The sequence below is a fragment of the Streptomyces sp. NPDC004126 genome, assembly GCF_050275515.1.
In the GTDB taxonomy this organism is placed as follows: domain Bacteria; phylum Actinomycetota; class Actinomycetes; order Streptomycetales; family Streptomycetaceae; genus Streptomyces.
The window spans coordinates 1-24,283 of record NZ_JBNNPF010000063.1 but is presented as its reverse complement, the minus strand read 5'-3'; the positions used below and the strand labels follow the sequence as shown (position 1 = coordinate 24,283).

18 protein-coding genes, 1 tRNA gene and 3 pseudogenes are annotated in these 24,283 nt (G+C 73.6%); 11 read left to right on the top strand and 11 right to left on the bottom strand.

Annotated elements, in window-relative coordinates:
- Window positions 1-153 precede the first annotated feature (153 nt).
- From ACQKM2_RS35640 to ACQKM2_RS35630, 3 genes are all read left to right on the top strand, one after another.
- Window positions 154-822 (top strand): helix-turn-helix domain-containing protein, encoded by a 669-nt coding sequence (locus ACQKM2_RS35640; protein WP_125818527.1) that lies wholly within the window; start codon window positions 154-156, stop codon window positions 820-822.
- 64 nt (window positions 823-886) lie between these two features.
- Window positions 887-1,444: a hypothetical protein gene (locus ACQKM2_RS35635; protein WP_063749922.1), complete on the top strand. Its 558-nt coding sequence runs from the start codon at window positions 887-889 to the stop codon at window positions 1,442-1,444.
- Window positions 1,441-2,616 carry an MAB_1171c family putative transporter gene (locus ACQKM2_RS35630; RefSeq protein ID WP_427717150.1) on the top strand — a complete coding sequence of 392 codons (1,176 nt, stop codon included), beginning with the start codon at window positions 1,441-1,443 and terminating at the stop codon, window positions 2,614-2,616. Before ACQKM2_RS35635 ends, ACQKM2_RS35630 begins: the two co-directional genes overlap by 4 nt.
- Before the next feature lie 69 nt (window positions 2,617-2,685).
- On the opposite strand, the gene ACQKM2_RS35625 is transcribed toward ACQKM2_RS35630, so the two are convergent.
- Both ACQKM2_RS35625 and ACQKM2_RS35620 read right to left on the bottom strand, forming a co-directional pair.
- Window positions 2,686-3,462: a hypothetical protein gene (locus tag ACQKM2_RS35625; protein ID WP_427717149.1), complete on the bottom strand. Its 777-nt coding sequence runs from the start codon at window positions 3,460-3,462 to the stop codon at window positions 2,686-2,688.
- Window positions 3,463-3,522: 60 nt separating this feature from the next.
- A complete protein-coding gene (locus ACQKM2_RS35620) occupies window positions 3,523-4,095 on the bottom strand; it encodes a hypothetical protein (protein ID WP_427717147.1) in 573 nt (190 codons plus the stop codon).
- 381 nt (window positions 4,096-4,476) lie between these two features.
- Between ACQKM2_RS35620 and ACQKM2_RS35615 the strand changes: the two genes are divergently transcribed.
- The 3 genes from ACQKM2_RS35615 to ACQKM2_RS35605 are packed head-to-tail and all read left to right on the top strand — an operon-like array spanning window position 4,477 to window position 7,948.
- The gene (locus tag ACQKM2_RS35615; RefSeq protein ID WP_427717171.1) at window positions 4,477-5,931 is read left to right on the top strand and encodes a YfcC family protein; all 1,455 of its coding nucleotides are present in this window, start codon (window positions 4,477-4,479) and stop codon (window positions 5,929-5,931) included.
- A gap of 41 nt (window positions 5,932-5,972) precedes the next feature.
- On the top strand, window positions 5,973-7,301 hold the full coding sequence (locus ACQKM2_RS35610; protein WP_427717146.1) for a sensor histidine kinase: 1,329 nt from the start codon (window positions 5,973-5,975) through the stop codon (window positions 7,299-7,301).
- Complete coding sequence (locus ACQKM2_RS35605) at window positions 7,289-7,948, top strand: response regulator transcription factor (protein WP_427717145.1); 660 nt, start codon at window positions 7,289-7,291, stop codon at window positions 7,946-7,948. Before ACQKM2_RS35610 ends, ACQKM2_RS35605 begins: the two co-directional genes overlap by 13 nt.
- Window positions 7,949-8,027: 79 nt before the next feature.
- Here ACQKM2_RS35605 and ACQKM2_RS35600 read toward each other — a convergent pair.
- Window positions 8,028-9,244: pseudogene (locus ACQKM2_RS35600) on the bottom strand (RNA-guided endonuclease InsQ/TnpB family protein).
- A gap of 235 nt (window positions 9,245-9,479) precedes the next feature.
- Between ACQKM2_RS35600 and ACQKM2_RS35595 the strand changes: the two are divergent.
- Window positions 9,480-9,734: pseudogene (locus tag ACQKM2_RS35595) on the top strand (M15 family metallopeptidase); the annotation flags it as partial.
- Here the strand turns inward: ACQKM2_RS35595 and ACQKM2_RS35590 are convergent.
- The gene (locus ACQKM2_RS35590; RefSeq protein ID WP_427717143.1) at window positions 9,698-10,918 is read right to left on the bottom strand and encodes a glycosyltransferase 87 family protein; all 1,221 of its coding nucleotides are present in this window, start codon (window positions 10,916-10,918) and stop codon (window positions 9,698-9,700) included. The pseudogene ACQKM2_RS35595 and the gene ACQKM2_RS35590 sit on opposite strands and share 37 nt — an antisense overlap.
- 158 nt (window positions 10,919-11,076) lie before the next feature.
- Complete coding sequence (gene metG, locus ACQKM2_RS35585; protein WP_427717142.1) at window positions 11,077-12,792, bottom strand: methionine--tRNA ligase; 1,716 nt, start codon at window positions 12,790-12,792, stop codon at window positions 11,077-11,079.
- 489 nt (window positions 12,793-13,281) lie between these two features.
- Between metG and ACQKM2_RS35580 the strand changes: the two genes are divergently transcribed.
- Window positions 13,282-13,812 (top strand): sigma-70 family RNA polymerase sigma factor, encoded by a 531-nt coding sequence (locus ACQKM2_RS35580; protein ID WP_427717140.1) that lies wholly within the window; start codon window positions 13,282-13,284, stop codon window positions 13,810-13,812.
- A gap of 809 nt (window positions 13,813-14,621) precedes the next feature.
- Window positions 14,622-15,341, top strand: a pseudogene (locus tag ACQKM2_RS35575) (IclR family transcriptional regulator domain-containing protein); the annotation flags it as partial.
- A 349-nt stretch (window positions 15,342-15,690) separates the two neighbouring features.
- Here ACQKM2_RS35575 and ACQKM2_RS35570 read toward each other — a convergent pair.
- The 3 genes from ACQKM2_RS35570 to ACQKM2_RS35560 form a co-directional block, all read right to left on the bottom strand.
- Window positions 15,691-17,298, bottom strand: coding sequence for a protein kinase domain-containing protein (locus ACQKM2_RS35570; protein WP_427717170.1), 1,608 nt, complete (start codon window positions 17,296-17,298; stop codon window positions 15,691-15,693).
- Between the two features lie 233 nt (window positions 17,299-17,531).
- Window positions 17,532-17,616 (bottom strand) — tRNA-Leu (locus ACQKM2_RS35565).
- A 146-nt stretch (window positions 17,617-17,762) separates the two neighbouring features.
- Entirely contained in the window at window positions 17,763-18,704 is a 942-nt protein-coding gene (locus tag ACQKM2_RS35560) for a beta-ketoacyl-ACP synthase III (RefSeq protein WP_427717139.1), read from the bottom strand.
- A 209-nt stretch (window positions 18,705-18,913) separates the two neighbouring features.
- On the opposite strand from ACQKM2_RS35560, the gene fdhD reads away from it, so the two are divergent.
- On the top strand, window positions 18,914-19,768 hold the full coding sequence (gene fdhD, locus ACQKM2_RS35555; protein ID WP_427717168.1) for a formate dehydrogenase accessory sulfurtransferase FdhD: 855 nt from the start codon (window positions 18,914-18,916) through the stop codon (window positions 19,766-19,768).
- A 5-nt stretch (window positions 19,769-19,773) separates the two neighbouring features.
- On the opposite strand, the gene ACQKM2_RS35550 is transcribed toward fdhD, so the two are convergent.
- Together ACQKM2_RS35550 and ACQKM2_RS35545 are read right to left on the bottom strand one after the other, a co-directional pair.
- Window positions 19,774-20,199, bottom strand: a complete 426-nt coding sequence (locus ACQKM2_RS35550) for a (2Fe-2S) ferredoxin domain-containing protein (RefSeq protein ID WP_427717138.1) — start codon at window positions 20,197-20,199, stop codon at window positions 19,774-19,776.
- 9 nt (window positions 20,200-20,208) lie between these two features.
- Window positions 20,209-21,261: a bile acid:sodium symporter family protein gene (locus tag ACQKM2_RS35545; RefSeq protein WP_427717137.1), complete on the bottom strand. Its 1,053-nt coding sequence runs from the start codon at window positions 21,259-21,261 to the stop codon at window positions 20,209-20,211.
- Between the two features lie 144 nt (window positions 21,262-21,405).
- On the opposite strand from ACQKM2_RS35545, the gene ACQKM2_RS35540 reads away from it, so the two are divergent.
- Entirely contained in the window at window positions 21,406-22,257 is an 852-nt protein-coding gene (locus tag ACQKM2_RS35540; RefSeq protein ID WP_427717136.1) for a LysR substrate-binding domain-containing protein, read from the top strand.
- Here ACQKM2_RS35540 and ACQKM2_RS35535 read toward each other — a convergent pair.
- The gene (locus tag ACQKM2_RS35535; RefSeq protein WP_427717134.1) at window positions 22,254-22,916 is read right to left on the bottom strand and encodes a hypothetical protein; all 663 of its coding nucleotides are present in this window, start codon (window positions 22,914-22,916) and stop codon (window positions 22,254-22,256) included. The genes ACQKM2_RS35540 and ACQKM2_RS35535 overlap by 4 nt on opposite strands.
- Window positions 22,917-24,283: the final 1,367 nt, after the last annotated feature.

Below are 24,283 nucleotides of genomic sequence, written 5' to 3'. Positions count from 1 at the left end.
ATTCGAGTGTCAACTATTGTGGCAATTCCAGCCGAGCGACAGCTCATTCCCGCCACAGCTGTGGCAAGTTCTGGCTCTCCCAAAACAAACCGGATAGATTCCTCAAGGCCGACCACGTGCCCACTGACCTCGCGCGATCTAGGAGAACCACTGGTGACAGACGGCTTCCCGGCTCCCGTCGCGGTGGCCAACGCGCCCCTGGCAGCGACCGTCACGCGGGTCGCCGAACTGGCGAACAAAATGGGCCGCGACCCGAACCAGGTCTTCGACCTCCGCCGGCTCTCCGAGGCCTCCGGGGTTCCCACCGATGTGATCAGGACCCTGCTCGACGGCCGGCGGGCGGGCGAGCCCGATCTGCAGGCGCGTTTCCTCCAGCGCCTGGACCTGCTCAGGCGGACCCGGGTCAAACCCAACGGGCGCCGCTACACGCAGCAGGAGATCGCCGACGGCGCCGGCATGTCCCGGCAGCAGGCCGGCGCCCTGATCAACGGCGACCGGCGGCCCACGATGGAGCACTGCGACGCCATCCAGCGGTTCTTCGGCGTACACGCGGGCTTCCTCACCGCCCATGACGCCGACGCCCTCACGGACGCCCTCCAGCGCACCGAGCAGCAGCTGCTCCAGGACTTCGCCGGGCGCGAGCGGCAGACCGTACCGGCGGAGGCGGCTTCGGCGGGCGATCCGCTGGCAAGACTCCTGCAGAACCACGGCGTACGGGGCATCGCCTGGCGCGCCGCCCAACTGCCCAGCGACAAGCACCGGGACAAGGTGACCGAATGGCTGGACATGCTTCTCGAAAGCGTCAAACCGAACGAATCATGACCCAGTCGAAAGTCTGGATCTGATCCTTGAGTCCTGATCCGGATCCGCGCCGACGGGGAGAACGGTGAGCATAGGCAGAGCGCAGCGGCGGTTGTGCGCGGAGCTGGTGTCCGGCATCAAGCTGGCCGCCCCCGTGGAACCACTGGACCTCTACGCCGCCCTCTGCGAGGGCATGAGCAGGCACCGCGGCCGCCCGGTGGAGTTCCGGATGGCCGCGTTCCCGCAGGGGACCGCGAGCGGCCTCTGGCTCGACATGGCGGACCGGGACCTGGTGGTCATCGAGGAGCGCACCGCGCCCGACCACCAGCTCGTGATCCTCGGCCACGAGCTGTGGCACATGAAGGCCGGCCACTGCAGCCACCACGTCGACGGGGCCGCCGTGGCCGCCCGCCTGCTGACCGACGCCGCCGACCTCGGCGAGACGGTCCGCAGCGTCGCCGCCCGCACCCGGGCCGACGTCCAGGAGGAGACGGAGGCCGAGAGCTTCGGCCTCCTGCTGGGCAGCCGCTGCCGCACCTGGCTGGCCGGTTCGGCGGGCCACCGGCCACCGGCCCAGCGGGACGAGCTGGCCGGCCGGATCGAGACCTCGCTCGGCTACCGGGGGCGCAGGAACGACCGTTGAGCGGACCGGACTACTACATCCCGGCTGCCGCGATGGCAGTGGCCCTCGTGTGCAAGCTGCCGGCGCTGCGCGCCAACGGGCGCGATCCGCTCCTGCGGTCCGTCTTCGTCCTGCTCCTCCTCGGCGGCTCGGTGTTCACCTTCGCCGCCCCGCCCACCATCGCCGCCGTCAACCGCTGGACCGGCGTCCCCAACGTCTCCGCCCCGCTCGTCTACTGCCTGATGACCGCCTTCAGCGCCTCCTGCCTCGTCCTGATGTTCAACTGGCGCGGCGGCCCGGCGGAGGAGATCCGGCGCACCTCGCAGCGCTGGATCGCGGGCTACTCCGTGGTCATCGCGGCCATCGTCGTCCTCTTCGCCCTCGGTGACGCCCCCGTCGAGCGGCTGCGGGACTTCGACACCTACTACGCGAACACGCCCTACATCCGGCTGATGATCACGGCCTACCTGCTGGCGCACAACGCCGCGGTGCTGATGATGGTGTCGATGTGCTGGCGCTGGTCCCTGCGGGTCCGCGGCTGGCTCCGGGCCGGACTGGTGATCATCGTCGCCGGGTACACCATCAGCCTCGCCTACGACGCCTCCAAGATGTCCGCCGTCGCCGCCCGCTGGCTGGGCCACGACCTGGACTACCTCAGCACCTACCTCGCCCCGCCGCTGGCCGCCTTCGCCGCCCTCGTCAGCTCCGTGGGCTTCGTACTGCCGCTGGTGTGCCAGCGCGTGTCCGACAGCTGGCGCACCTGGAGCACCTACCGCCACCTCGGCGCGCTGTGGCACGAGGTGCAGAGCACCGTGCCCCTCGGCACGCCCTGCGTGCGGATGTCCTGGTGGTCCCCGGCCGCGATCCGGGTGATCCAGCGGGAGTCCGACATCCACGACGGCTTCCTGCGCCTGGGCCCGGCCTTCGACCGCCACCACCGCGACACCGCCTACGAACGGGCCCGGGCGGCCGGGGCGGACGAGGAGACGGCCCGCGCCGTCGCGGACGCGGCGATGGTGGTGGCCGCCGTACGGGCCACCGCCGCCGCCCCCGAGGGGGCCGACGGCGGCGACGAGGAGCGGGTGGCGCTGCTGGCCGACGGGCCGCGCGACCTCGTCCGGATCTCGCACGCCCTGCGGCACTCGCCGCTCGTGGCCGCCGTACGGCGGCAGGGGGCCCCGGCGGGAGGCTGAGCCGCCCCGGGGAGCCGGCCGCCGCGCGGGGCCCGGGAGCGGCCGCCGCACGGAGCCCGGCGCGGGCGCTCAGCGGGAGGCCGTCACCGACAGGGCCGGGAACAGGTCCTGGAAGGGCCCGGCGGAGTCGGTCCCGTCCCGCCCGTAGGGGGCGTCGAAGCTCCACACCATGAACAGCAGGAACACGATCAGCGCGCTGAACAGCCCGGCCAGCAGCAGCTCGCGCCCCGAGCGCCGGATCTGCAGGGTGAAGATCAGCCCGATGGTGACGAGGCCGCCGACCACCAGCCCGATCCAGACCACGCTCGGCAGGGTGGACTCGTCGCTCTGCGTGCGCGAGTGCCGGGCGTCGTCCGCGGCCGCGATGTGGTCGAGCAGCGGCTGGTAGGCCTGCGCCTGGAGCTCGTTGGCGGGGCTCTGGTGGGTGACGTCGGTACGCAGCTTGCCGAGGAGCTGCGCACCCTCGGCGGAGGCGTCCTGCCCGGATACCAGCCGCGGCCAGTCCACGCTGACGGTGTGGGCGACGTACGCGTCCACCTCGCCGCGGATCCGGTCGCGGACGGGCCCGGGGTAGACGTCGGCCCGTTGGGTGACCTCGTACAGCGACTGGGCCTCGCGGCGCACGCTGTCCTCGGCCGCGCCGCGCGCCTCCCAGACGCCCGCGATGGCCAGGCCCAGGACGATCGCGTAGACCACGCCGACCATCATCGTCATGTACTCGATGACGTCGGGGGTTTCGCTGGTGTCCTCGTCGTCCGCGACCCGGCGGTGCCGGACCACGGTCATGGCGAGGACGAGGGCGCAGACGAGCGCCATGGCGACGGCCAGGACCAGCCATTCGGACACGAGGGATCTCCCGTTCGTGGGTGCGTGGATGCGTGGATGCGTGAGGGGCGCCCGGGGGCGTCAGCTCCGGCTCTTGGAGCGGGGGCGCAGCGCGGCGGCGGCCAGCACGGCCGGGGTGGTCACGACCACCATCAGCATCACGGTGCTCAGTCCGTCCGGGCCGCGCCGCGCCAGGGCCGCCGAGTGGTACGGGCGTACGTGGAACCTGCTCACCCGCTCGACGGCGGCCGCGGCCCCGGGCGGGGCGGGGGCGTCGGCCGGGGCCGGCTCCGGCTGCGCGTCCGCCGGCGGCGGGGCCTGCGGCGGCTGCCCCGGCCCGCCGGGCACCGCCGCCCCGGGCGCGGGCCGCTCCGCCAGCCCCGGCGCGTCGCCGGGGTGGCGCACCGTGGGCCGGACGGCGCCGGGCACCGTCACCCGCACGGGCGGCGGCGCCGACGGGGTCCCCGGCCGCGCCACGGGCGGGGGCGGCATGACGGGCGGCCGCACCCCGGGCGGCTTCGGCGGCCCGCCGGGCACGCACACGTCGACCCGGGCCCCGCGGCCGTGGCCGTCGCCCGCGACCGCCACATGGCCGTGCAGCGGGCAGAGCGCGGCCACCAGCCCCGCCCCGGCGAAGTACTGCCAAGCCGTCACCGCGGTCCTCCCGATCCGGCAGCCGATATGAGGGTTACGCCTGAAGAAACGATCAAGGCCCGCCTTCGGACACGCACCGGACAGGTCAAGATCCTTGTGCGACGGCTCACTTCGCACCGGGCGCGGGACCCCCGGGACCGCCGGCGGGCAGCCGGCCCTCACCCTCACGGCCCAGCCCACCACGGCGCCCGCCGCCCGCCCGGCCGATGATCGGAGCAACGGGCGGCAGAGGGACGGTGGCGCGTGGCAGCAGACGATCGGCCCGCTTCCGCGAGACCGCAGCCGGATCCGGAGCCCGGGCCGCGGCGACAGCCGGAGCCCGGGCCGCAGCCCGAGCCGGAGCCGCCCGCCCCCGCCAAGGGGTTCCGCTTCCCCAGCGCCCTGACCATCCTGGCCCTGGTCACGGTGGCCGTCTGGCTGCTGGCCTTCCTCGTACCGGCCGGACTCTACGACCGGGGTGGCAACGGTGCGCCCGTCGCCGGCACCTACCACCGCGTCGAGGGCGACCGGAGCCTCACCGACCGGCTGGACGACCTCTTCCTCGCCCCGGTCAACGGCCTGTACGGCATCCAGGACACCGCCACCGGCGAGGTGGGCCCGGGGTTCACCGGCGCGCTGTACGGCAGCGCGGGCGTCTTCCTCTTCGTGCTCGCCATCGGCGCCTTCATCACCGTCGTCTTCGCCACCGGAGCCCTGGACCGGGGCATCGCCCTCCTCGCGCACCGGCTGCGCGACCGCGGGGCCCTGCTGATCGCCGCGGTGATGGTGGTCTTCTCTGTCCTCGGCACGGTCGAGGGCTTCGCGGAGGAGACCCTCGGGTTCTACGGCCTGCTGGTGCCCATGGTGCTGGCGCTGGGCTACGACCGGCTCGTCGCGGTCGGGGCGGCGGTCCTGGGCGCGGGCATCGGCGTGCTGTGCTCCACCGTGAACCCCTTCGCCACGGGCGTGGCCTCTTCGGCCGCGGGCATCTCCCTCGGCGACGGCATCCTGCTGCGCGGCGCGATGTGGGTGGTGCTGACCGCCGTCACCGTCCTGTACGTCGTCCGCTACGCGCGGCGCGTCCAGCGGGACCCGGAGCGGTCCCTGTGCGGCTTCCTGCCGGGCGACCTGACGCAGAAGGCGGCCGCCGACGCCGATGTGGAGCCGGAGCTGACGCGGCTGCACAAGGTCGTACTGGTGCTGCTCGTCCTGGTCTTCGCCTTCATGATCTTCTCGGTGGTGCCCTGGTCAAGCGCCCTCACCGGGAAGGCCGACGCCACCCCGTACGGGTGGGAGCTGGACTGGTCCTTCCCCCAGCTGTCCGCGCTGTTCCTGTGCGCCGCGGTGCTCGTGGGGCTGGTGGCGCGGATGGGCGAGGCGAAGCTCAGCTCCACGGTCGTCCAGGGCGCCGCCGACTTCATCTCCCCCGCCCTGGTCATCATGCTGGCGCGCGGCGTCACCGTGATCATGAACAACTCGAAGATCACCGACACCGTCCTGCACTCCATCGAGGGCGTCGTCAAGGGGACCTCGTCCAGCCTCTTCGCGGTCATCGTCTTCGTCGTCAACCTCCCGCTGGCCTTCCTGATCCCCTCCACCTCCGGCCACGCCACCCTCGCGATGCCGATCCTGGCCCCGCTCGCCGACTTCGCCGGGGTCTCCCGCGCGGTGGTGGTGACGGCCTGGCAGGCGGCCAGCGGCTGGATGAACCTCTGGGTCCCCACGACGGCCGTCACCATCGGCGGCGTCGCCCTGGCCAAGGTCGGCTACGACAAGTACCTCCGCTTCGTCTGGCCGCTGCTGGCGATCCTGTTCGTGCTGATCTGCGGCTTCCTGGCGGTGGGCGCGGCGATGTGACGGCCCGTGAGCGCGGGGGGCACCTCGCCTAGGCTGTCGGTATGTCCGCGTCCATACCCTCCGTACCCGTCCCGCCCGTCCCGCCGGCCCCGGCCGCCCCGCCCGTCGCCGTCTGGCGGGCGGCGCGGCGGCCGTTGGGGTTCCTGGGGTCCTGGTGGCCCTGGCGGTGCTGGGCGTACCTCGGGAGCGGGTTTCCGCTCGGGTACGGGGTGCTGCTCGCGCTGGTGCTGCTCCTCGGGCTCGGGGTGCTGCTCGCGGTGGCCGGAGTCGGGCTGCTGCTGCTGGCCGGGGCCCTGGCGGGGGCGGTGCCGCTGGGGGCTCTGGAGCGGCGCCGGCTGCGGTGGGTGGAGCCGGAGCCGGTGGCCGACCCGCACACCTCGCTCGCCGGGGCCGGACCCGCCGCCTGGCTGCGGACGCGGCTGCGCGAGCGCGCCACCCGGCGGGAGTTCGGGTACGCCGTGCTGCTCGGGCTGGTCTTCGGGGCGGCCGGCTTCGGGGTGCTGTCGCTGCTGGCGTTCTCCCTGATGCTGGTGGCCTCCCCCGTCATCGTGTGGGCGCTCGCGCCGGAACCGGTGATGCTGGTGCCCGGCCAGGCGGTGGCCGGCCCGCTGGAGGCGCTGGGCGGTACGGCCGTGGGGCTGGCCGGGCTGGTGCTGACCGCGTACGCGGGCGCGCTGATCGCCGGGGCCCAGGTCAAGTGCGCCCGGCTGCTGCTCGGGCCGCGCGCGGAGGACGACCGGGTGCTGGAGCTGACCCGCTCGCGCGTCCGGCTGGTCGAGGCGTTCGAAGCGGAACGGCGGCGCATCGAGCGGGACCTGCACGACGGCGCCCAGCAGCAGCTGGTGGCCCTCAGCATGACCCTGGGCCTCGCCGAACTGCGGCTGCGCGGGCACCCGGAGGCGGCGGAGGCGGCCGCGCTGGTGAGCCGGGGCCGCGAGGAGGCGAAGCTCGCCCTCGCCCAACTCCGGGACCTCGTACGGGGGATCCACCCGCAGGTGCTCACCGACCACGGGCTCGCCGCGGCGGTGGCCGAGGTGGCGCTGCGCCATCCCGTGCCGGTCACGGTGGACCTGGAGCTGCCCCGGCTGCCCGAACCGGTCGAGGTCACCGCGTACTTCACCGTCGCCGAGGCCCTCGCCAACGCGGCCAAGCACAGCGGCGCCGCACGGGTCGGCGTCGCCGGTAGGGTCGAGGGCGACCGGCTCACCCTCACCATCACCGACGACGGCCGCGGCGGGGCCGATCCCGGCGCGGGGGCGGGCCTGGCGGGTCTCGCGGACAGGGTGGCGATGTTGCAGGGCAGGCTGACGGTGTCCAGTCCGGTGGGCGGGCCGACCGAACTGAGGGTGGAGGTCCCGTGCTCCGGGTGATCCTGGCCGAGGACTCCGTACTGCTGCGGGCCGGACTGACGGAACTGCTGACCCTCGGCGGCCACCGCGTCCTCGCCTCCGTCGGCGACGCCCCCGCCCTGCTGCGGGCCGTCGCCGCCGAACGGCCCGACGTGGTCGTGACGGACGTGCGGATGCCGCCCGGGCTGCGCGACGAGGGGCTGCGGGCCGCCCTCGAACTGCGCTCCGCGGACCCGTCCCTGCCGGTCCTGGTGCTCTCGCAGTACGTGGCCACGGCGTACGCGACCCAGCTGTTCACCGGCGGTTCGGCTGCCGGGCTGGGCTACCTGCTCAAGGACCGGGTCGGGGAGGTGGAGGAGTTCCTCGACGCACTGCGCCGGGTGCACGAGGGGCAGACGGTCATCGACCCGGAGGTGGTCCGCGTCCTCCTCGCGCCGCGGCCGGCCAACCAGCCGCTGGCCCGCCTGACCCCGCGCGAGCGGGAGGTGCTCGCGCTGATGGCGGAGGGCCTCAACAACCAGGCCCTGGCGGCCCGCCTGTTCATCACCGAGGCCTCCGTCGTCAAGCACGCGAGCAGCATCTTCACGAAGCTGGACCTGGACCCGACGGAGGGCAACCGGCGCGTGCTGGCCGTCCTGGCCCACCTGCGCGGAACGGAACCGGCCTGAACCCGTGCCCCGCCCGCCCAGGGGCGTGCGCGAGGATGACCTCGTGACTCCTCCCCCTCCTAAAGGAGGGGGCTTCTCGCTATGCCGGTGCGGCTTCGCGAAGGACCAGCCCGGCCCGTTGAACGTTGATTGCGCCCACCGTGTCCGCGTGTGCCTGGTGGTCGCATGAGACGCAGTGGAACTTCTCCTGTGTGGGCCGGTTCTCCTTGGCGGTGTGCCCGCATTCGGGGCATCGCCGGGAGGTGTTTCGGGGGTCCACGGCGATCGTTTCCCGTCCGGCGCTTTCAGCCTTGGCGGCGAGGATCGTCAGGAACACCCCCCATCCGGCATCGGCGATCGAGCGGTTCAGCCCGGCCTTCGAAGCAGCCCCGTTGGGCAGGAAGCTGCCCGGTGTCCCGGGGTCGGGCTTCGGTTCGGGGGCCTTGCCCATGTTGCGGATCTTGAGATCTTCGTGCGCGATGAAGTCGTGTTCACGGACCAGGGCAAGCGCGGTCTTGTGGGCGTGGTCGAGGCGCTGACGGCGTACCTTGCCGTGCAGCTTGGCGACCTTCTCCACGGCCCGCTGGTGGTTCTTGGTCCGCTTGTCACGGCACACTCGTGGGAAGCGGGCAAGAGCGCGCTGTGCGGCTTCGAGCTTCGCGGCAGCACGCCGGCCGTGACGGGGGCTGGCAACAAACTCACCGTTGGAGTCGGCAAGGAAGTTGGCTATGCCCATGTCGATGCCGACCACGGACCCGGTGGCGGGCAGCGGCTCAGGCTGGTCCTGCTCTGCGGTCAGCACGACGAACCACTTGCGGCCCTCACGCTTGACCGAAACGGTCTTGATACCTTCCCGACCACGGGCCGGTGCTGATGCACTTTGACGTGCCCGACGCCCTGGAGGCGGACACGGGTCACGGGGTCGTGCGGGGTGGCATCCCAGCGGCAGCCGTCACCGTCTTTCGGGAAGTCCACGGTGTCGAACCAGCTGACGCCCCGGAACCGGGGACAGCCCGGCTTCTCCCCGGCCTTGACCCGGCGGAAGAACGCGGCAAACGCCTTGTCGAGACGGCGAAGGGTCGCCTGCTGCGAGGAGAACGACCAACGCCCGTGCCGCTCCGGGTCGAACGCCCGGATCTCCTTGAGCTGCGCGGACTGCTGCCCGTACTTGATGCTCGTCTTCGACACATGCCGAAAGGCATCACGGCGTTCCTGCAACGCACCGTTGTAGAGCGAGCAGTGATCACGCAGCATCTCGCCGAGCGCGATCGTCTGGCCCACAGTGGGCCGCATGAGGAACTTGTACGCACGGATCAACGCGGCCCGCCTCCTCCGGATTTCCCAGGTCACGGCCGATGCGATCACCCTACTGGCCGTCACTGACAACGCAGCGAACTCCGGCGCTCCGCGCCTCCGGGCCAAGGATGCGTTTCCCTCCCCAGCCAAAGCAGGGGATACCCACGCAAGATCAGGGATGGACGAGATCATCCTGATGTCGGACCCGAGGGTCGCCGCCGTCCCCGTCGTGGAGTGCGGGGAGCCGCTCGTGGACGAGCTGGACCTGGGCACCCGGGTCAACGCCAGTCCGGAGGAGAGCGGGGGCGCCTGCTACACGGCCGCGGCGGACATCGGCGACACGGCCCGGGCCAACCGGGAGGTGCTGTGCGGCGCGCTGACGGCCGCCGGGCTGGTCAACTACCCGACGGAGTGGTGGCACTGGTCGTTCGGGGACCGTTACTGGGCCCTGTCGACGGGCGCCGCCACCGCCCGCTACGGCCCCACCGCCCTCCCGGCGGCCGCCGGCTGAGCGGGCCGGGCCGCCCCGGAGCCCGTCACCACGCGGGAGGCGGCCGGACCGGCCGGGGTCGCCGAGCGGGCCCAGGCCGCCAGCAGGAGCGGGAGCGCCAGGTAGCCGAAGCGGCCCGCCGGGGCCAGCAGGAAGGCCAGGGTCAGGCCGAGTGCGAGCCGGTCGGCCGCGGCCACCACCGTGCGCGGCGGGCGCACCAGCAGCGACACCGCCACCCCCAGCCCCCCGAGCGCCAGCAGACCCACCGTCAGGTGCCAGCCCCACGGCCCGAGTTCCGCCAGCAGGTGCCCGGGCAGCGGGCTGCTCGCCGGGGTCGGCACCTCGGCCCGCCCGGTCGGGAAGGCGAACACCTGCCGCCACAGCTCCCCCGGCTGGAGCAGCAGGCCCGGCAGCACCAGGGCCGCCGTCCCCGACAGGGTCACCAGCGCGCACCGCAGCGCCGCCCGCCGGCCCCGGCACGCCGCGAGGAGGGCCAGCACCACCGCCACCGCGGGCAGCGCCGTCCACTTGAGGGCGCACGCCGCGGCCAGGGCCGCCCCGGAGGCCGCCGGGCGGTCGGCGGCGGCCGCCGCGAGGGCCAGGCAGCACAGCCCCGCCAGCGGCAGGTCCACCCCGCTCACGGCGAGCGGGAGCGCCACGACCGGCGAGGCCACCAGGGCCGGGAGCAGCGGGGAGGGGGCGGCGCCCAGCAGGCGGCGGCCCGCCCGCATCCCGCCGAACAGCACGGCCGCGCACCACAGCCGGGCGTCGCCCAGCAGGCGTACCGCCCACTGGTGCCCGTCGCCGGAGCCGTCGCCGAGCAGGGCGCGCGGGATGCCCAGGAGGGCCATGCCGGGGAGGTAGGGGGTGTACTCCTCGACCCCGGCGGGGTGGTCCACGTAAAGCCTTCCGGTCTCCAGCAGGAGCCGCCCGGACCGTTCGATGACGCCGACCTCGGACTGCCCCTGTCCGGTGAGCACCAGGTACAGCAGCGGTACGGCGACAGCTCCCAGCAGCGCCGCGGCGAGCGCCTCCCGGCGCCGGCCCAGGGCGGTGGCGGCCGCGGCGGCGAGGTATCCGGCGGCCGCGCACCAGCCCCACAGCCGGTGCGGGGCCAGGGCGGAGAACAGCGGGAACGACAGCGCCCAGGCGGCCGCGAGCAGCCAGCCGGCGGTCCACAGGGCGGTCGTACGGGAAGGGGTCATGGACCCATTCCAGCCGCGCACCCCCGGCCGGGTCTGCACGCCCAGGTGGAGTCGTCATGGTGGGGTTTTGCCTACCACCGGGGCCCGGCAGACCCCCGGGTACGCCGAAGGGGCGCGGCCGCGCGGGCCGCGCCCCTCCAGGGCGGTCATCGGGGCGCTCAGGCCTCCGGGTCGCCGCCGAAGCGCTCGCGGTAGGACTCCAGGTCCTCCTCGGTGACCCGGGCGAAGAGCACCGGCGGCACGGTGAACGGCGTCCCGGCCGGGACGGCGTCCAGCGCCTTGGCCTGCTCCGGGGTGACCCAGGCGGCGGTGTCGCCGGGCAGCTCGAAGGAGGAGCGCATGGCGCGCGCCGAGGCCGGGATGAACGGCTCGGAGACCACCGAGTAGAGGTGGATGAGGTTCATCGCGGTGCGCAGGGTGAGGGCCGCGGCGTCGAGGTCGGTCTTGACCTCCAGCCACGGGGCCTTCTCGTCCAGGTAGGCGTTGCCGGCCGACCACAGGGCGCGCAGCGCGGCGGCGGCCTTGCGGTACTGGAGGGTCTCCATGTGGCCCTCGTACTCGGCCAGCAGCTCGGCGATCTGCTCGCCGAGCCTGGCCTCCGCCTCGCCCGCCGGGCTGCCCGCGGGGACCTCGTCGCCGAACTTCTTCCGGGAGAAGGTCAGTACGCGGTTGACGAAGTTGCCGAGGGTGCCGCCGAGGTCCTTGTTGACCGTGGCCGCGAAGTGCTCCCACGTGAAGGACGAGTCGTCGGACTCGGGGGCGTTGGCGATGAGGAAGTAGCGCCAGAAGTCGGCGGGCAGGATCTCCAGCGCCTGGTCGGTGAAGACGCCGCGCTTCTGCGAGGTGGAGAACTTGCCGCCGTAGTACGTCAGCCAGTTGAAGGCCTTGACGTAGTCGACCATCTTCCACGGCTCGCGGGTGCCGAGCTCGGTGGCCGGGAACATCACCGTGTGGAACGGGACGTTGTCCTTGGCCATGAACTGGGTGTAGCGGACGTCTTCGGCCTCGTACCACCAGGACTTGTAGTCGCGGTTCGCCGGGTCGGCGTCGGCCCACTCCTTGGTGGAGGCGATGTACTCGATCGGCGCGTCGAACCAGACGTAGAAGACCTTGCCCTCGGCGGCCAGCTCGGGCCAGGTGTCGGCCGGGACCGGGACGCCCCAGTCGAGGTCGCGGGTGATGGCGCGGTCGTGCAGGCCCTCGGTCAGCCACTTGCGGGCGATGGAGGAGGCCAGCTGCGGCCACTCGTCCTCGTGCCGCGCGACCCAGGCCTCGACCTCGTGCTGCAGCTTGGACTGGAGCAGGAAGAGGTGCTTGGTCTCGCGGACCTCCAGCTCGGTGGAGCCGGAGATGGCCGAGCGGGGCTCGATCAGGTCCGTGGGGTCCAGGACGCGGGTGCAGTTCTCGCACTGGTCGCCGCGCGCCTTGTCGTAGCCGCAGTGCGGGCAGGTGCCCTCGACGTAGCGGTCCGGCAGGAAGCGGCCGTCGGCGGGCGAGTACACCTGCCGGATCGCGCGCTCCTCGATGAAGCCGTTGGCCTGGAGCTGCCGCGCGAAGTGCTGGGTGATCTCCACGTTCTGCGCGGAGGAGCTGCGGCCGAAGTAGTCGAAGGACAGCTCGAAGCCGTCGTAGACCGCCTTCTGGGCGTCGTGGGCCTGCGCGCAGAACTCGGAGACCGGGAGGCCGTTCTCCTTGGCGGCGAGCTCGGCGGGGGTGCCGTGCTCGTCGGTGGCGCAGATGTACAGGACGTCGTGGCCGCGCTGGCGGAGGTACCGGGAGTACACATCCGCCGGAAGCATCGACCCGACCATGTTGCCCAGGTGCTTGATCCCGTTGATGTAGGGAAGCGCGCTGGTGATCAGGTGTCGAGCCATCCTCGGATGCTCCATTCGTTTCATTTGTACGGATCTACGCGTGACAACGCGCGGTTCATCGTATCGAACCGGCGAAACGCCACGCGTCGGCTTTTCCCGGGGGTCCGGGGGTCCGGCGGCGGTGCGCGGGGACGCAACGCAAAAGCGAGGACTGTGACCTCTCCGTCACGGCCCTCGCGATGGGCCCATGCTACAGCCGCACCGCCGGGGCCCCGACCGGCGTCCGCCCGCCGGACCGCCCGCCGGACGACGGAGGGCCCCGGCATATGCGTTCGTGCTCCGCGGCACCTCGTGTGATCGGCATCGGTCACCATCCGATCACCCCCGCGCCTAATCCCCTCATGTTGCTCCTCCGCCCCCTCGGAAGGCGTAGGCGCTGCTCTCATGGACCCCGCACAGGGGATGAGGTGGGGAACGGTGAACGATGGCGGACCGGAGGAGTCCGGCGGGGCCGTGGGACTGCCCAGCCGACGGCGGCAGCCGACGCCCATGAGTCAGTGGGATCCGACGGCGCGCCTGTCTTACTGGGCCTTCCACGCGAACCGGCGGCCCGCGTACATGCGCTTCGCGTACCTCCAGCTCGGGTCCGACGCGGCCGCCGAGGACGCGGTGGACGCCACCTTCGACTCGATCATGAACGAGTGGCTGCGCATGCTCCACATGGACCGCCTCGACGCCTACGCCTGGACCGTGCTCAAGCAGCGGATCGTCGACTGGCAGCAGCGCCGCGACCCGCGCCTGCGCCGCCCCGAGCCGATGGACATCAGCGCCTTCGAGGCGGCCCTCAAGGAGGCGCACGCCGACCAGTACGAGGTGCTGACCGACACCATCCGCTTCTACTCGGCGGTCTCCCGCCTCGCCGAGCGGCAGCGGGACACCGTACTGCTGCGCTACGGGCTCCAGTGCAGCCCCGGCGAGGCCGCCGCCGTGATGGGCGTCGACGAGGCCACCGTCCGCTCGCAGCTCGGCCAGGCCCACCGGCGCCTCGCCCGGCTGCTCGACACGTCCGCCGGATCATGAGGCCCGGCGAGGACCCGGACGGCGGCGACCCCGGCGGCGGGCGCCCGGCGGCCCCGCGCAGCCTGGCGGAGTTCCTGGACCGCGCGGGCGTGCGCGACCGCTACCCCCACTACGACCTGGGCGCGGCCGAAGCCCGGCTGCTGCGCGTGCCCCGCGCCCCGGGCGTCCCCGCCACCGCCCCGGTCCGGAGCCGGCGCCGGCCCTTCGGCTGGAGCGACCCGGCGCGGGACCGCCCGCTGGAGTCGGAGCGGGCCCGGCGCGACCTGAAGGCCGCCTGCCTGGCCGTGGTCGGGGACCCGCGCGCCGGGACCGACCTCGAAGCCTTCCTGGAGAGCCGGCACAGCGACCTGCCCGGCGCGGTCGTCTTCGGCTGCCTGCTGTACCTGGCCGGGCTGCGCGAGGGTTCCCGCTTCTGGTGGCAGTTCGCCGCCGGCTCCGGCAGCCCGCGCACCGCTCCGGCCGCCTACTGCCTCTTCCTGGACCACTCCCGGCGCGGCGAGCACCACGACGCCCGCCTCTGGGCACGCGAGCTGGGCCGCCGCGGGTTCCGCCCCAGCGGCCGCCGCGAGCTGCGCGAGGTGCGGCTGTGCGCCCAGGCGGCCGTCCTGCGGTACGTCGACCAGTGCGACGACCCCGACCTGGGCCCGGTACCCCTGCCCAGGCCGGGGCTGCCCGCGGTGCTGGCCGCGTTCCTGCCGCCGCCCCCGGCGCCGGCGCCCCGGCCGCGCCCCGGCCCGGGCCCGCTGCGCCACCCCGCGCTGACGTCGGCCGCGCGGGGGACGGTGGTCCAGTCCGACACCGGCGAGGCCCTGGCGCAGGCGCGGCGCGCGCTGGCCGCCGTACGCGTCCTGGAGCGGCACCCGCTCGGCGTGCGGGCCGCCCGGCTCGCACGGGAGTCGGGGCTGGCCGGGGCGGAGCTGCGCCCGCTGCTGGTGATGCTGCGCGAGGAGGAGTACGCGTACTGCCCCGCCCCCGGGGTGTACGCGCCCGGCCCCGCCCTGGACCGGCTCGCGGCCCCGGGCGGCGCCGGCCTGGCGGGGCAGCTCCAGCGCACCCTGGCGCTGGCCCGCGACAGCGCGGGCGCCGCCGTGTACCTGAGCCGGTACGCGGAGGGCGAGGTCCGGATCACGCAGATGGCGGACGGGCCGGGGGCTCCGCCGGTGCGCGAGTGGGTGGACTTCCGGGCGGCCGCGCACGCCAGCGCGGTCGGCAAGTGCCTGCTGACGCAGCTCGACCACGACGGCCGGGCCGACCACGTGGCCCGCCACCGCCCGGCCCGGCTCACCGCGCGGACCATCACCGACAGCCGGGCCCTGTTCAGCGCCCTGGACGCGGTGGCTCCGGGCGCCCCGGTGTTCGACCTGCGCGAGTACTCCCCCGGGGTCGTCTGCTCGGCGGTGCCGATCGCGACGGGCGACGCCGCCGGGAGCCTGGCCCTGTCCCTGCCGGCCGCGCACGCGCACCGGCTGGGCTCCGCGACCGAGGCCCTGCGCCGCAAGGCGGTCCCGGTGCTGCTGGCGCTGCTGCTGTCCGGGGCCATCCCCCCGGACGTCCCGGCGGGCGCGGCGCCCGCCGCACCGGCCGCCGCCGCCACCCCGGAGACGCTGCGCCAGCTGGGCCGGCTCTTCCGGACCCCGTTGACCCGCTTCACCGCGTCGGCCGGCGGCCCGCACCTGGTCAGCGACTCCTCGTCGGGGGCGGCGTACCTCTTCGACGCGCCCCCGGAGGACGGGCGGCCGCGCCTCGCGCTGCCGCAGACCCTGGGCCCGCTCGCCCCGGGCAGCCTGCCCGCCCCGGAAGGCCTGGTGGTGCTGGGCACCCGCCCGGGGCACGGGGACTCCTAGCCGCGCGAGTCGCCCGGCGTCCGCCGTCCGCCGCCTATCCGGCTCCGACGGGGACGAAGGAGTCCAGGGCCGCGTCGAAGTTCCCCCTGGCCTGGGTGAGACGGCCGAGGGGGGCCGAGACCCAGACGTCGTACATGCGGCCGTTCTCGTCCCAGCACAGGTCGAAGGTGTGCCGGGGCCCCTCGGCGGTGGTGAAGCCGTTCCAGGTGAACTCCCAGAGCGCCGCGGGCAGTCCGTTGTGCGTGGTGGGCACGATCGTGTTGTCGCGGTAGCCCGGGTTGTTGGACGGGCCGTTCGCGTCGGACTGCCGCATCGCGGCGAGCGGCCCGCCCGCGGCCGGCTTCACCTTGATGCCGATCCGGATCGCGCCGTCCGGGGAGACGTAGAAGACCCGCTGGTCGTCGGTGGTGCGCTGGAAGCCCTGCGGCACGGCGAGCCCGAAGCCCTCCGGGTCGGAGACGAAGCGGTACCCGGCGGGCGCCGCCTTGCCCGGGGCCGGCTGCGCGGGCGGGGCCGGGGCCGGCGCGGTCACGGTGGTCGTGGCCGTGGTGGTGGCCCCCGCGGCGCCGGTGGGCGGGGTGGGGGCCGTCGGGGACTGCGGGGCGGACGTGGTCACGCCGGGGGAAGGGGAGGCGGGGTTGCCCGGCCCGGCCGCGCGGCCCTTGTCCCCGGACCGGTCCGAGAGCAGTGAGGTCGCGGTGACCGCGCCGATGACGGCCACCACGACGAGCGCGGCGACCAGCCCGACGCGCAGGCCCGCCCGGCGGTTCCCCGGCTCGGCAGCGGGGCCGGTCCGGGCGGTGACGCGTTCGGTCGGCGAGTACCCGGGAGGGCCGGCGGGCCCGGACGGGCCGGCCGGACCCGCCGGACGGGCCGGGCCGGGGGTGCGGTCGAGGAGGGGCAGGCTGCCGGTGGTGACGTACGCGGACAGCATCCGCTGGGCGTCCGCCACGCCCAGCCGGCGTTCGGTGTCGCGTTCCAGCAGGCCCCGCACGAGCGGGGTCAGCGGCCCGGCCTGCGCCGGCGGGCGGATCTCGTCGTAGACGACGGCGTGCAGCACCCCGCCCAGCGAGTCCCGGTGGAAGGGCGACTCGCCGGTCAGCGCGGCGCACAGGAGCGCGCCGAGGGACCACAGGTCGGACTCGGGTCCGGCGGCGGCGCCCTGCATCCGCTCCGGGGAGGTGTATTCGGGCGAGCCGACGAAGGCGCCGGTCTCGCTGATGGTGGTGGAGCCGGCGAGGCGGGCGATGCCGAAGTCGGTGAGCACGACCCGGCCGGTGCCCGCCTCCATGAGGACGTTGGCGGGCTTGACGTCCCGGTGGAGCACCCCGCGGTCGTGCGCCGCGCTCAGGGCGCCGAGCAGGGCGAGACCGATGCGGGCGGTCTCGGCGGCGTCCAGCGGACCGGTGGCGCCGAGGCGGTCGGCGAGTGAGCCGCCCTCGACGAGTTCCATCACGATGTACGGGCGGCCGTCGTCCTCGACGACGTCGTGCACGACGACCACGTGCGGGTGCTTGATCTGTGCGACGGTGCGGGCCTCGCGCAGGGCTCCGGCGGCTTCCTTGCCCTCGCCGACGTGGAGTTCCTTGACGGCGACCGCACGTCCCAGGAGCTCGTCCGAGGCCTGCCACACGGTCCCCATGCCGCCGCGGCCCAGCCTCTTCCCCAGGCGGTACCGCCCGGCGATCACGACGTCGTTGCGCGGTTCGTCCTGCGACACGTTCCCCCCTTGACCCGGTCAGGCTTCATGATGCCGCACGTGTGGATCCGGCCACCCGGTTCCGCGGAGAGCTCACCCGGGCTTCGCCCGGGAAGGGGCCCGGATCCGCCCGGAAACGCGAAAGAACCCCACCGGAGTGGGGTTCTTCCTCTGTGTGTCCGAGGGGGGACTTGAACCCCCACGCCCGATAAAGGGCACTAGCACCTCAAGCTAGCGCGTCTGCCATTCCGCCACCCGGACCGGTGGTCGGCCCCGGTTTCCCGTGGCGACATGGACAACCATAGCAGGGGATCGGCGGGCTTCCGACCACGTTTCCGAGCGGCCGCCGGTCCGCCACGCCGCGCTGACCTGCGGGCATGCCGGGAGCCCGGCGGCCGGGCCGGCCGCTAGGGACAGGTGATGACCTGGCCCGCGTAGGACAGGTTGCCGCCGAAGCCGAAGAGGAGGACCGGGGCGCCGGAGGGGATCTCGCCGCGTTCGACCAGCTTCGAGAGGGCCATGGGGATGCTCGCGGCGGAGGTGTTCCCGGAATCGACGACGTCGCGGGCGACGACGGCGTTGACGGCGCCGATCTTCGCGGCGAGCGGCTCGATGATCCTCAGGTTGGCCTGGTGCAGCACGACCCCGGCGAGCTCCTCGGGGGTCACCCCGGCCTTCTCGCAGACCTTGCGGGCCAGCGGCGGGAGCTGGCTGGTGGTCCAGCGGTAGACGGACTGGCCCTCCTGCGCGAAGACGGGGGGCGTGCCCTCGATCCGCACGGCGTGGCCCATCTCCGGGACCGAGCCCCACAGCACGGGGCCGATGCCCGGCTCCTCGCAGGCCTCGACCACGGCCGCGCCCGCACCGTCGCCGGTCAGCACGCAGGTGGTGCGGTCGGTCCAGTCGGTGATCTCGGTCATCTTGTCGGCGCCGATGACCAGCGCGCGGGTGGCGGAGCCGGCCCGGATCGCGTGGTCGGCGGTGGCCAGGGCATGGGTGAAGCCCGAGCAGACGACGTTGATGTCCATCACGGCGGGCGCGCCGCGCATCCCCAGCTTGGCGGCGACGCGCGCGGCCATGTTGGGGGAACGGTCGATGGCGGTGGAGGTGGCGACGAGGACGAGGTCGATGTCGTCGGGGCTCAGGCCGGCGTGCGCGAGGGCCTTTCCGGCGGCCTGGTAGGCGAGCTCGTCGACCGGCTCGTCGGCACCCGCCATGTGGCGGGTGCGGATGCCCACCCGGGAGCGGATCCACTCGTCGTTCGTCTCGACCATGGCCGCGAGGTCCTCGTTGGTGAGCACTTTCGCGGGCTGGTAGTGCCCTAGCGCCACCACGCGTGAACCGGTCATGGGCGGGGTCCCCCTCTGTACGGCAGGCAGTCAGGTTGACCCAGCTTTGCCTGCTACCGGCGGGTACGTGTGCGCGTGACCCAACAGGATTCCGCCACCGGAATTTGGAGCATTCCGAGCAACTTCCTGCCGGAACCGGTCGCGGTGGCGGATCCGGGACAATGTCCTCGTCAGGTGAACGCGAGGACGGAACAGGTGGGCTGATCACGATGGGACGGGTCACCGAACGGCGCCGTGTCGTACGCATCCGGGGCGGAGCGGCCGGGGTCCGGCCCGACACCCTGGTCACGGAGGAGCCGCTGGAGATACGGCTCAACGGCAAGCCGCTGGCCATCACGATGCGCACCCCGGGGGACGACTTCGCGCTGGCCGCGGGCTTCCTGGTCAGCGAGGGCGTCATGGCGCGCACCTCGGACGTCCAGGCCGTGACGTACTGCGAGGGCGCCACCGAGGACGGTTCCAACACCTACAACGTGGTCAACGTCCAGCTGGCCCCCTCGGTTCCGCTCCCCGACATCACGCTGGAACGGAACGTCTACACCACCTCCTCCTGCGGGCTGTGCGGCAAGGCCAGCCTGGACGCGGTCCGCACGGCGACCCGCTTCCCGGGGCTCGCCGCCGATCCCGTACGGGTCCCCGCGGAACTCCTCTCCGAGCTGCCGGACCGGCTGCGCGCGGCGCAGAAGGTCTTCGACCGCACGGGCGGGCTGCACGCCGCCGCGCTGTTCTCGGCGGAGGGCGAGCTGCTCGACGTACGGGAGGACGTGGGCCGGCACAACGCCGTGGACAAGATCGTCGGGCGGGCGCTCCAGGCGGGCCGGCTGCCGCTGGCCGGCTCGGTGCTGCTGGTGTCGGGACGGGCGTCCTTCGAGCTGGCGCAGAAGGCCGTCATGGCCGGCATCCCGGTGCTGGCGGCGGTCTCGGCACCGTCCTCGCTGGCTGTGGACCTGGCCCTGGAATCGGGCCTGACGCTGGTCGGCTTCCTGCGCGGCGCGAACATGAACGTGTACGCGGGCGAGCAGCGGATCATCCTGCCGGGGGCCGGGGCCGGGGCCGGATCCTAGGCCGCTCAGCGGCGGCGGCCCCGCCGGGGGGTCGTGGGCTGCTTCGGCTCCGGGGGGTCGATGCGGTGCAGGTCGAGGGTGGCGGGGAGCGGCGTGCTGCCGGGGCCGCCGGATTCGGCCCAGGCGATGATCTCGTCCGTCGCGGTGTCGTCCAGGGCCCAGCCGAACCAGACGGCCCGGGCGCCGCGCCGGCGGGCCTCGGTGGTGGGCTGGACCACGATCACGTTGGCCTGCGCGCAGGGCCCGAGGCAGTCGCTCGTACGGACCGCGAGGCGTCCCCCGGACGCGGCGGCGGCCTCCCGCAGGCGGGCGAGCTGGCCGGCGTGGTCGGTGCCGGGGTTCTTGCGGGGGTCCCCGCAGCAGCAGCCCCGGCAGACGACGAGGGTGCAGGGGCGCGGGGCGGTGGCGGCGAGCGGGCGTATCCAGGTCACCGCCGCACGTTACCGGCCCTGCGCGGCGGGGGGTTGGACCGCGGGCGAGACCTCCACCACACGGCGGGCGTCGAGTTGGTCCTGGAGGACCGCCTCGGGGTCCCGGGCGCGGCGGCGGGCAAGGACCGCGCAGACCATCAGCTGCATCTGGTGGAACAGCATCAGCGGGAGCACCGCGAGGGAGGCCTGGGCCCCGAACAGGACGCTGGCCATGGGGAGTCCGGCGGCCAGGCTCTTCTTCGACCCGGCGAACTGGATGGCGACGCGGTCCGCGCGGCCGAAGCCGAGGCGCGCGGCCCCGTACCAGGTGGCGAGGAGCATGACGGCGAGGAGTACGGCCTCCACCGCCATCAGGGCGCCCAGGCGCGGCAGGCTGACCTGGTGCCAGACCCCGGCGGCCATGCCCGCGCTGAAGGCGGCGTAGACGACGAGCAGGATCGAGCCCCGGTCGACGTAGCCCAGCACCTTCTTGTTGCGGGTCAGGAAGCCGCCGACCCAGCGGCGCAGGCCCTGGCCGAGGAGGAAGGGCAGCAGCAGCTGGAGGACGATCTTGAGGAGGGAGTCGAGGGAGAAGCCGCCGGCGTCGTGGCCGAGGAGGGCGGCGGCGAGCAGCGGGGTGAGGAGGATGCCGGCGAGGGAGGAGAAGGAGCCGGCGCAGATCGCGGCGGGGACGTTGCCCCTGGCTATGGAGGTGAAGGCTATGGAGGACTGGATGGTCGACGGGACCAGGCAGAGGAAGAGCAGACCGCTGTAGAGGGGCTGGGTGAGCAGGCCGGGCACCAGGAGGCGGGCGGCCAGGCCCAGCAGCGGGAAGAGGACGAAGGTGCAGGCCAGGACGGTGAGGTGGAGCCGCCAGTGGCGCAGCCCGTCGAGGGCCTCCCGGGTGGAGAGCCGGGCCCCGTAGAGGAAGAACAGCAGGGCCACGGCGGCGGTGGCGGCCCCGTCGGCGACGGTGGCGCCGGCACCCGTCGCGGGGAGCAGCGCCGCGAGGCCCACGGTGGCGAGCAGGGCCAGTACGTACGGGTCCAGGGGCAGCCAGGCGGGAAGGCGGGGGCGTCGCATGGGGGTGCTCACTTGCTGTCGTACGGGGAAGGGCGGGGGTGACGAGGGGTACGACCATCGTCGCGGGTCGGCGGTCATCGGGAAACACGCACACCGCTCTGACTGCCATCACGGAACGCGATGACCCGGGCGTAGGCTGGGGGCATGTACGACCCGGTCCAGCTGCGCACCTTCCTCACGGTGGCCCAGACGCTGAGCTTCACGCAGGCGGCGGCCCGGCTCGGAGTGCGGCAGTCCACGGTCAGCCAGCACGTGCGGCGGCTGGAGGAGGCGACGGGGCGTCCGCTCTTCGTGCGGGACACGCACAGCGTCGGGATGACGGAGGACGGCGAGGCGCTGCTGGGCTTCGCGCGGACCATCCTGGAGGCGCACGAGCGGGCGGCGGCCTTCTTCACGGGGACCCGGCTGCGGGGACGGCTGCGGTTCGGGGCGTCGGAGGACTTCGTGCTGACCCGGCTGCCGGAGATCCTGGAGGGGTTCCGGCACGAGCACCCCGAGGTGGACCTGGAGCTGTCGGTGGAGCTGTCGGGGACGCTGCACGAGCGGCTCGACGCGGGGCGCCTGGACCTGGTGCTGGCCAAGCGGCGCGGGCCGGGGGACGAGCGGGGCCGCCTGGTGTGGCGGGACCGGATGGTGTGGATCGGGGCGGAGGGGCTGCGGGTGGACCCGGAGCGCCCGGTGCCGCTGATCGTGTTCCCGCCGCCGGGGATCACCCGGGCGCGGGCCCTGGAGGTGCTGGAGCGGGACGGCCGGGCGTGGCGGATCGCCTGTACGAGCGGCAGCCTGAGCGGCCTGATCGCGGCGGCCCGCGCGGGGCTCGGCGTGATGGCGCACACCCGGGGCCTGATCCCGCCGGGCCTGGTACGGGTGGGCGGCCTGCCGGAGCTGGGGCCGGTGGAGTTCGCCCTGCTCCAGGGCCGCCGCCCGACCCCGGCGTCGGAGGCCCTGGCGGCCGCCGTCCTGGCGGGCGGCGACCGCCTGAGCCGGCCGGCCTAGTCGGGCCGGCGGTCGGGGTGCTTCGTGTCCCGGGGGCGGGGCTGGACCTCGAAGGGGGTGTCGTCACTGAACTGGATGGTGCCCGCGGGCAGGCAGCTCGCCGCGCGGTCGGTGGTGAACCCGTCGCAGTGCTCGGCGCTGAGAGTGATGAACACCGTGCTGGTGTGCTGACCGACGCTCAGCGCCTTCAGGGGCGGCGACACGGGGACGGATTGCGGAAACCCGTCCAGGTCCGTGAGGCCGGTGCGCAGGACCCGCTTCTTGTCGAAGGTGAAGGTCTGCTCCTGCGGTGTGCCGATGTCGTGCACGTAGGTGGCGCTGACGAACTTGGCGTTGAAGTCCTCGATGGGCGCACGGCGCAGCGGGGTGTAGCCGGCCGGGTAGACGGCCTTCTCGGCGGTCTGGGTCGACCAGCCGAGAACCGCCCTGACCCAGGGTTCCTTGGCGATGGCCACCCGACAGGTGGCGGGCGGGGCGATGATCCGCTCCTTGACGTGAAAGACCTTGTTGAAGTCGAAGCCGTCACTGGCCACGCAGTGCGGTACGTGCGGTCTTGCGGCCGGGGCGGCAGTGCCGGAGGCGGAGGCGGCGGGTGCGGCGCACAGAGCGGCGGCGAGGAGGGCGGGAACGGTCGCGGCGAAGAGGCGGGGACGGTTCACCGGGGACCACCTTTCGTGAGTCGGCGGGAGTGGCCGCCCGCCAGCCGACCACGGCCCGTGGGCCCGGCCCCGCCGACATCCCGGGCCACTGAGCCGGACGGCGGAGGGGGTCATGCGTCCGGGGGTACCGCGTCTGCGGCAGCGGGGGGTGGGGGGTGGGGGGTGGGTGACGGGGTCTTGCCTGGACGGTAGTCGGGGAGGGTTTGGGGGTTTCCCGTCAGTCCCATCGTCCTTCCGCTTCGGCCCGGTCCCTCAAGGGCGCTCCCTCCGGTCGCGTCGCTTCGCGATGTCGCTTCGCTCCACCCTTGACCGACCGACCCGAACCGGAAAGCCGAAAGACTGCCGGGAAACCCCCAAAAGGAACGGTCACAGGGGGAGAGGAGCGAGAAACGGTTCCGTCAGCGATGAGGCGAGGGGCCGGGGGCCGGCTCGCCGAGCATCCGGGCCCTCAGATGTCCTGACTCCGGGCCGGGGGCCCGGCCACCCGCACGAGAGGCCGACCAGACCAGCCCAAGCAGCGGACGGGCGCGACAGATCGCTACGCGCTCCTCATTCCTCAGCGTCCGGCGACCGTCCGGGGCTGATGACGGCACCAGAGGACGAACAGAGCAGCTCAGGGAGCCGACAGGCGCGACAGATCGCTACGCGCTCCTCATTTCTCAGCGTCCGGCGGCCGTCTGGGGCTGATACCCGCACCAGAGGACGAACAGAGCAGCCCAGGCAGCGCATGGGGCGCGTCAGATCGCTACGCGCTTCTCTCTGCTTGGCGTCGGACGGCCGCCTGGGGCCGGGATGGGGCGCGAAGGGGCGGACAGCGGCCGTGGAGGGGTGAATCGCTCCTCTCGCAGGACCTTTGGCGGCTTGCAGGAGTCTGCGGATGCCGTTTTGACCCTCAGAGTCCGACAGAGGACAGTCCGACCTCATCACAGGCCACCATATGGGAGCAAAAAGGGCACCCATGTCTCCTGGGCGGCCATGAGAGACCCAAGACGGCCGTCGGACGCCGAGACCAGAGGAGCGCGTAGCGATCTGACGCGCTCGTCCGCTGCCTCGACTGCTCTGGTCGGCTTCTCGTGCGGGTATCAGCCCCAGGCGGTCGTCGGACGCTGAGACGTGAGGAGCGCGTAGCGATCTGATGCGCCTGGCGGCTCCCTGGACTGGTCTGGTCGGCCTCTCGTGCGGGCAGTCGGGCCCCCGGCCCGGAGTCAGGACATCTGAGGGCCCGTATGCGTGGTGTGCCGGCGCCCGGCCCCTCCTGCATCGCTGACGGAGCCGCTTCTCGCCTCTCTCCCCCTGTGACCGTTCCTTTTGGGGGTTTCCCGGCAGTCTTTCGGCATTCCGGGGCGGGACGGCCTGTCAAGGGTGGA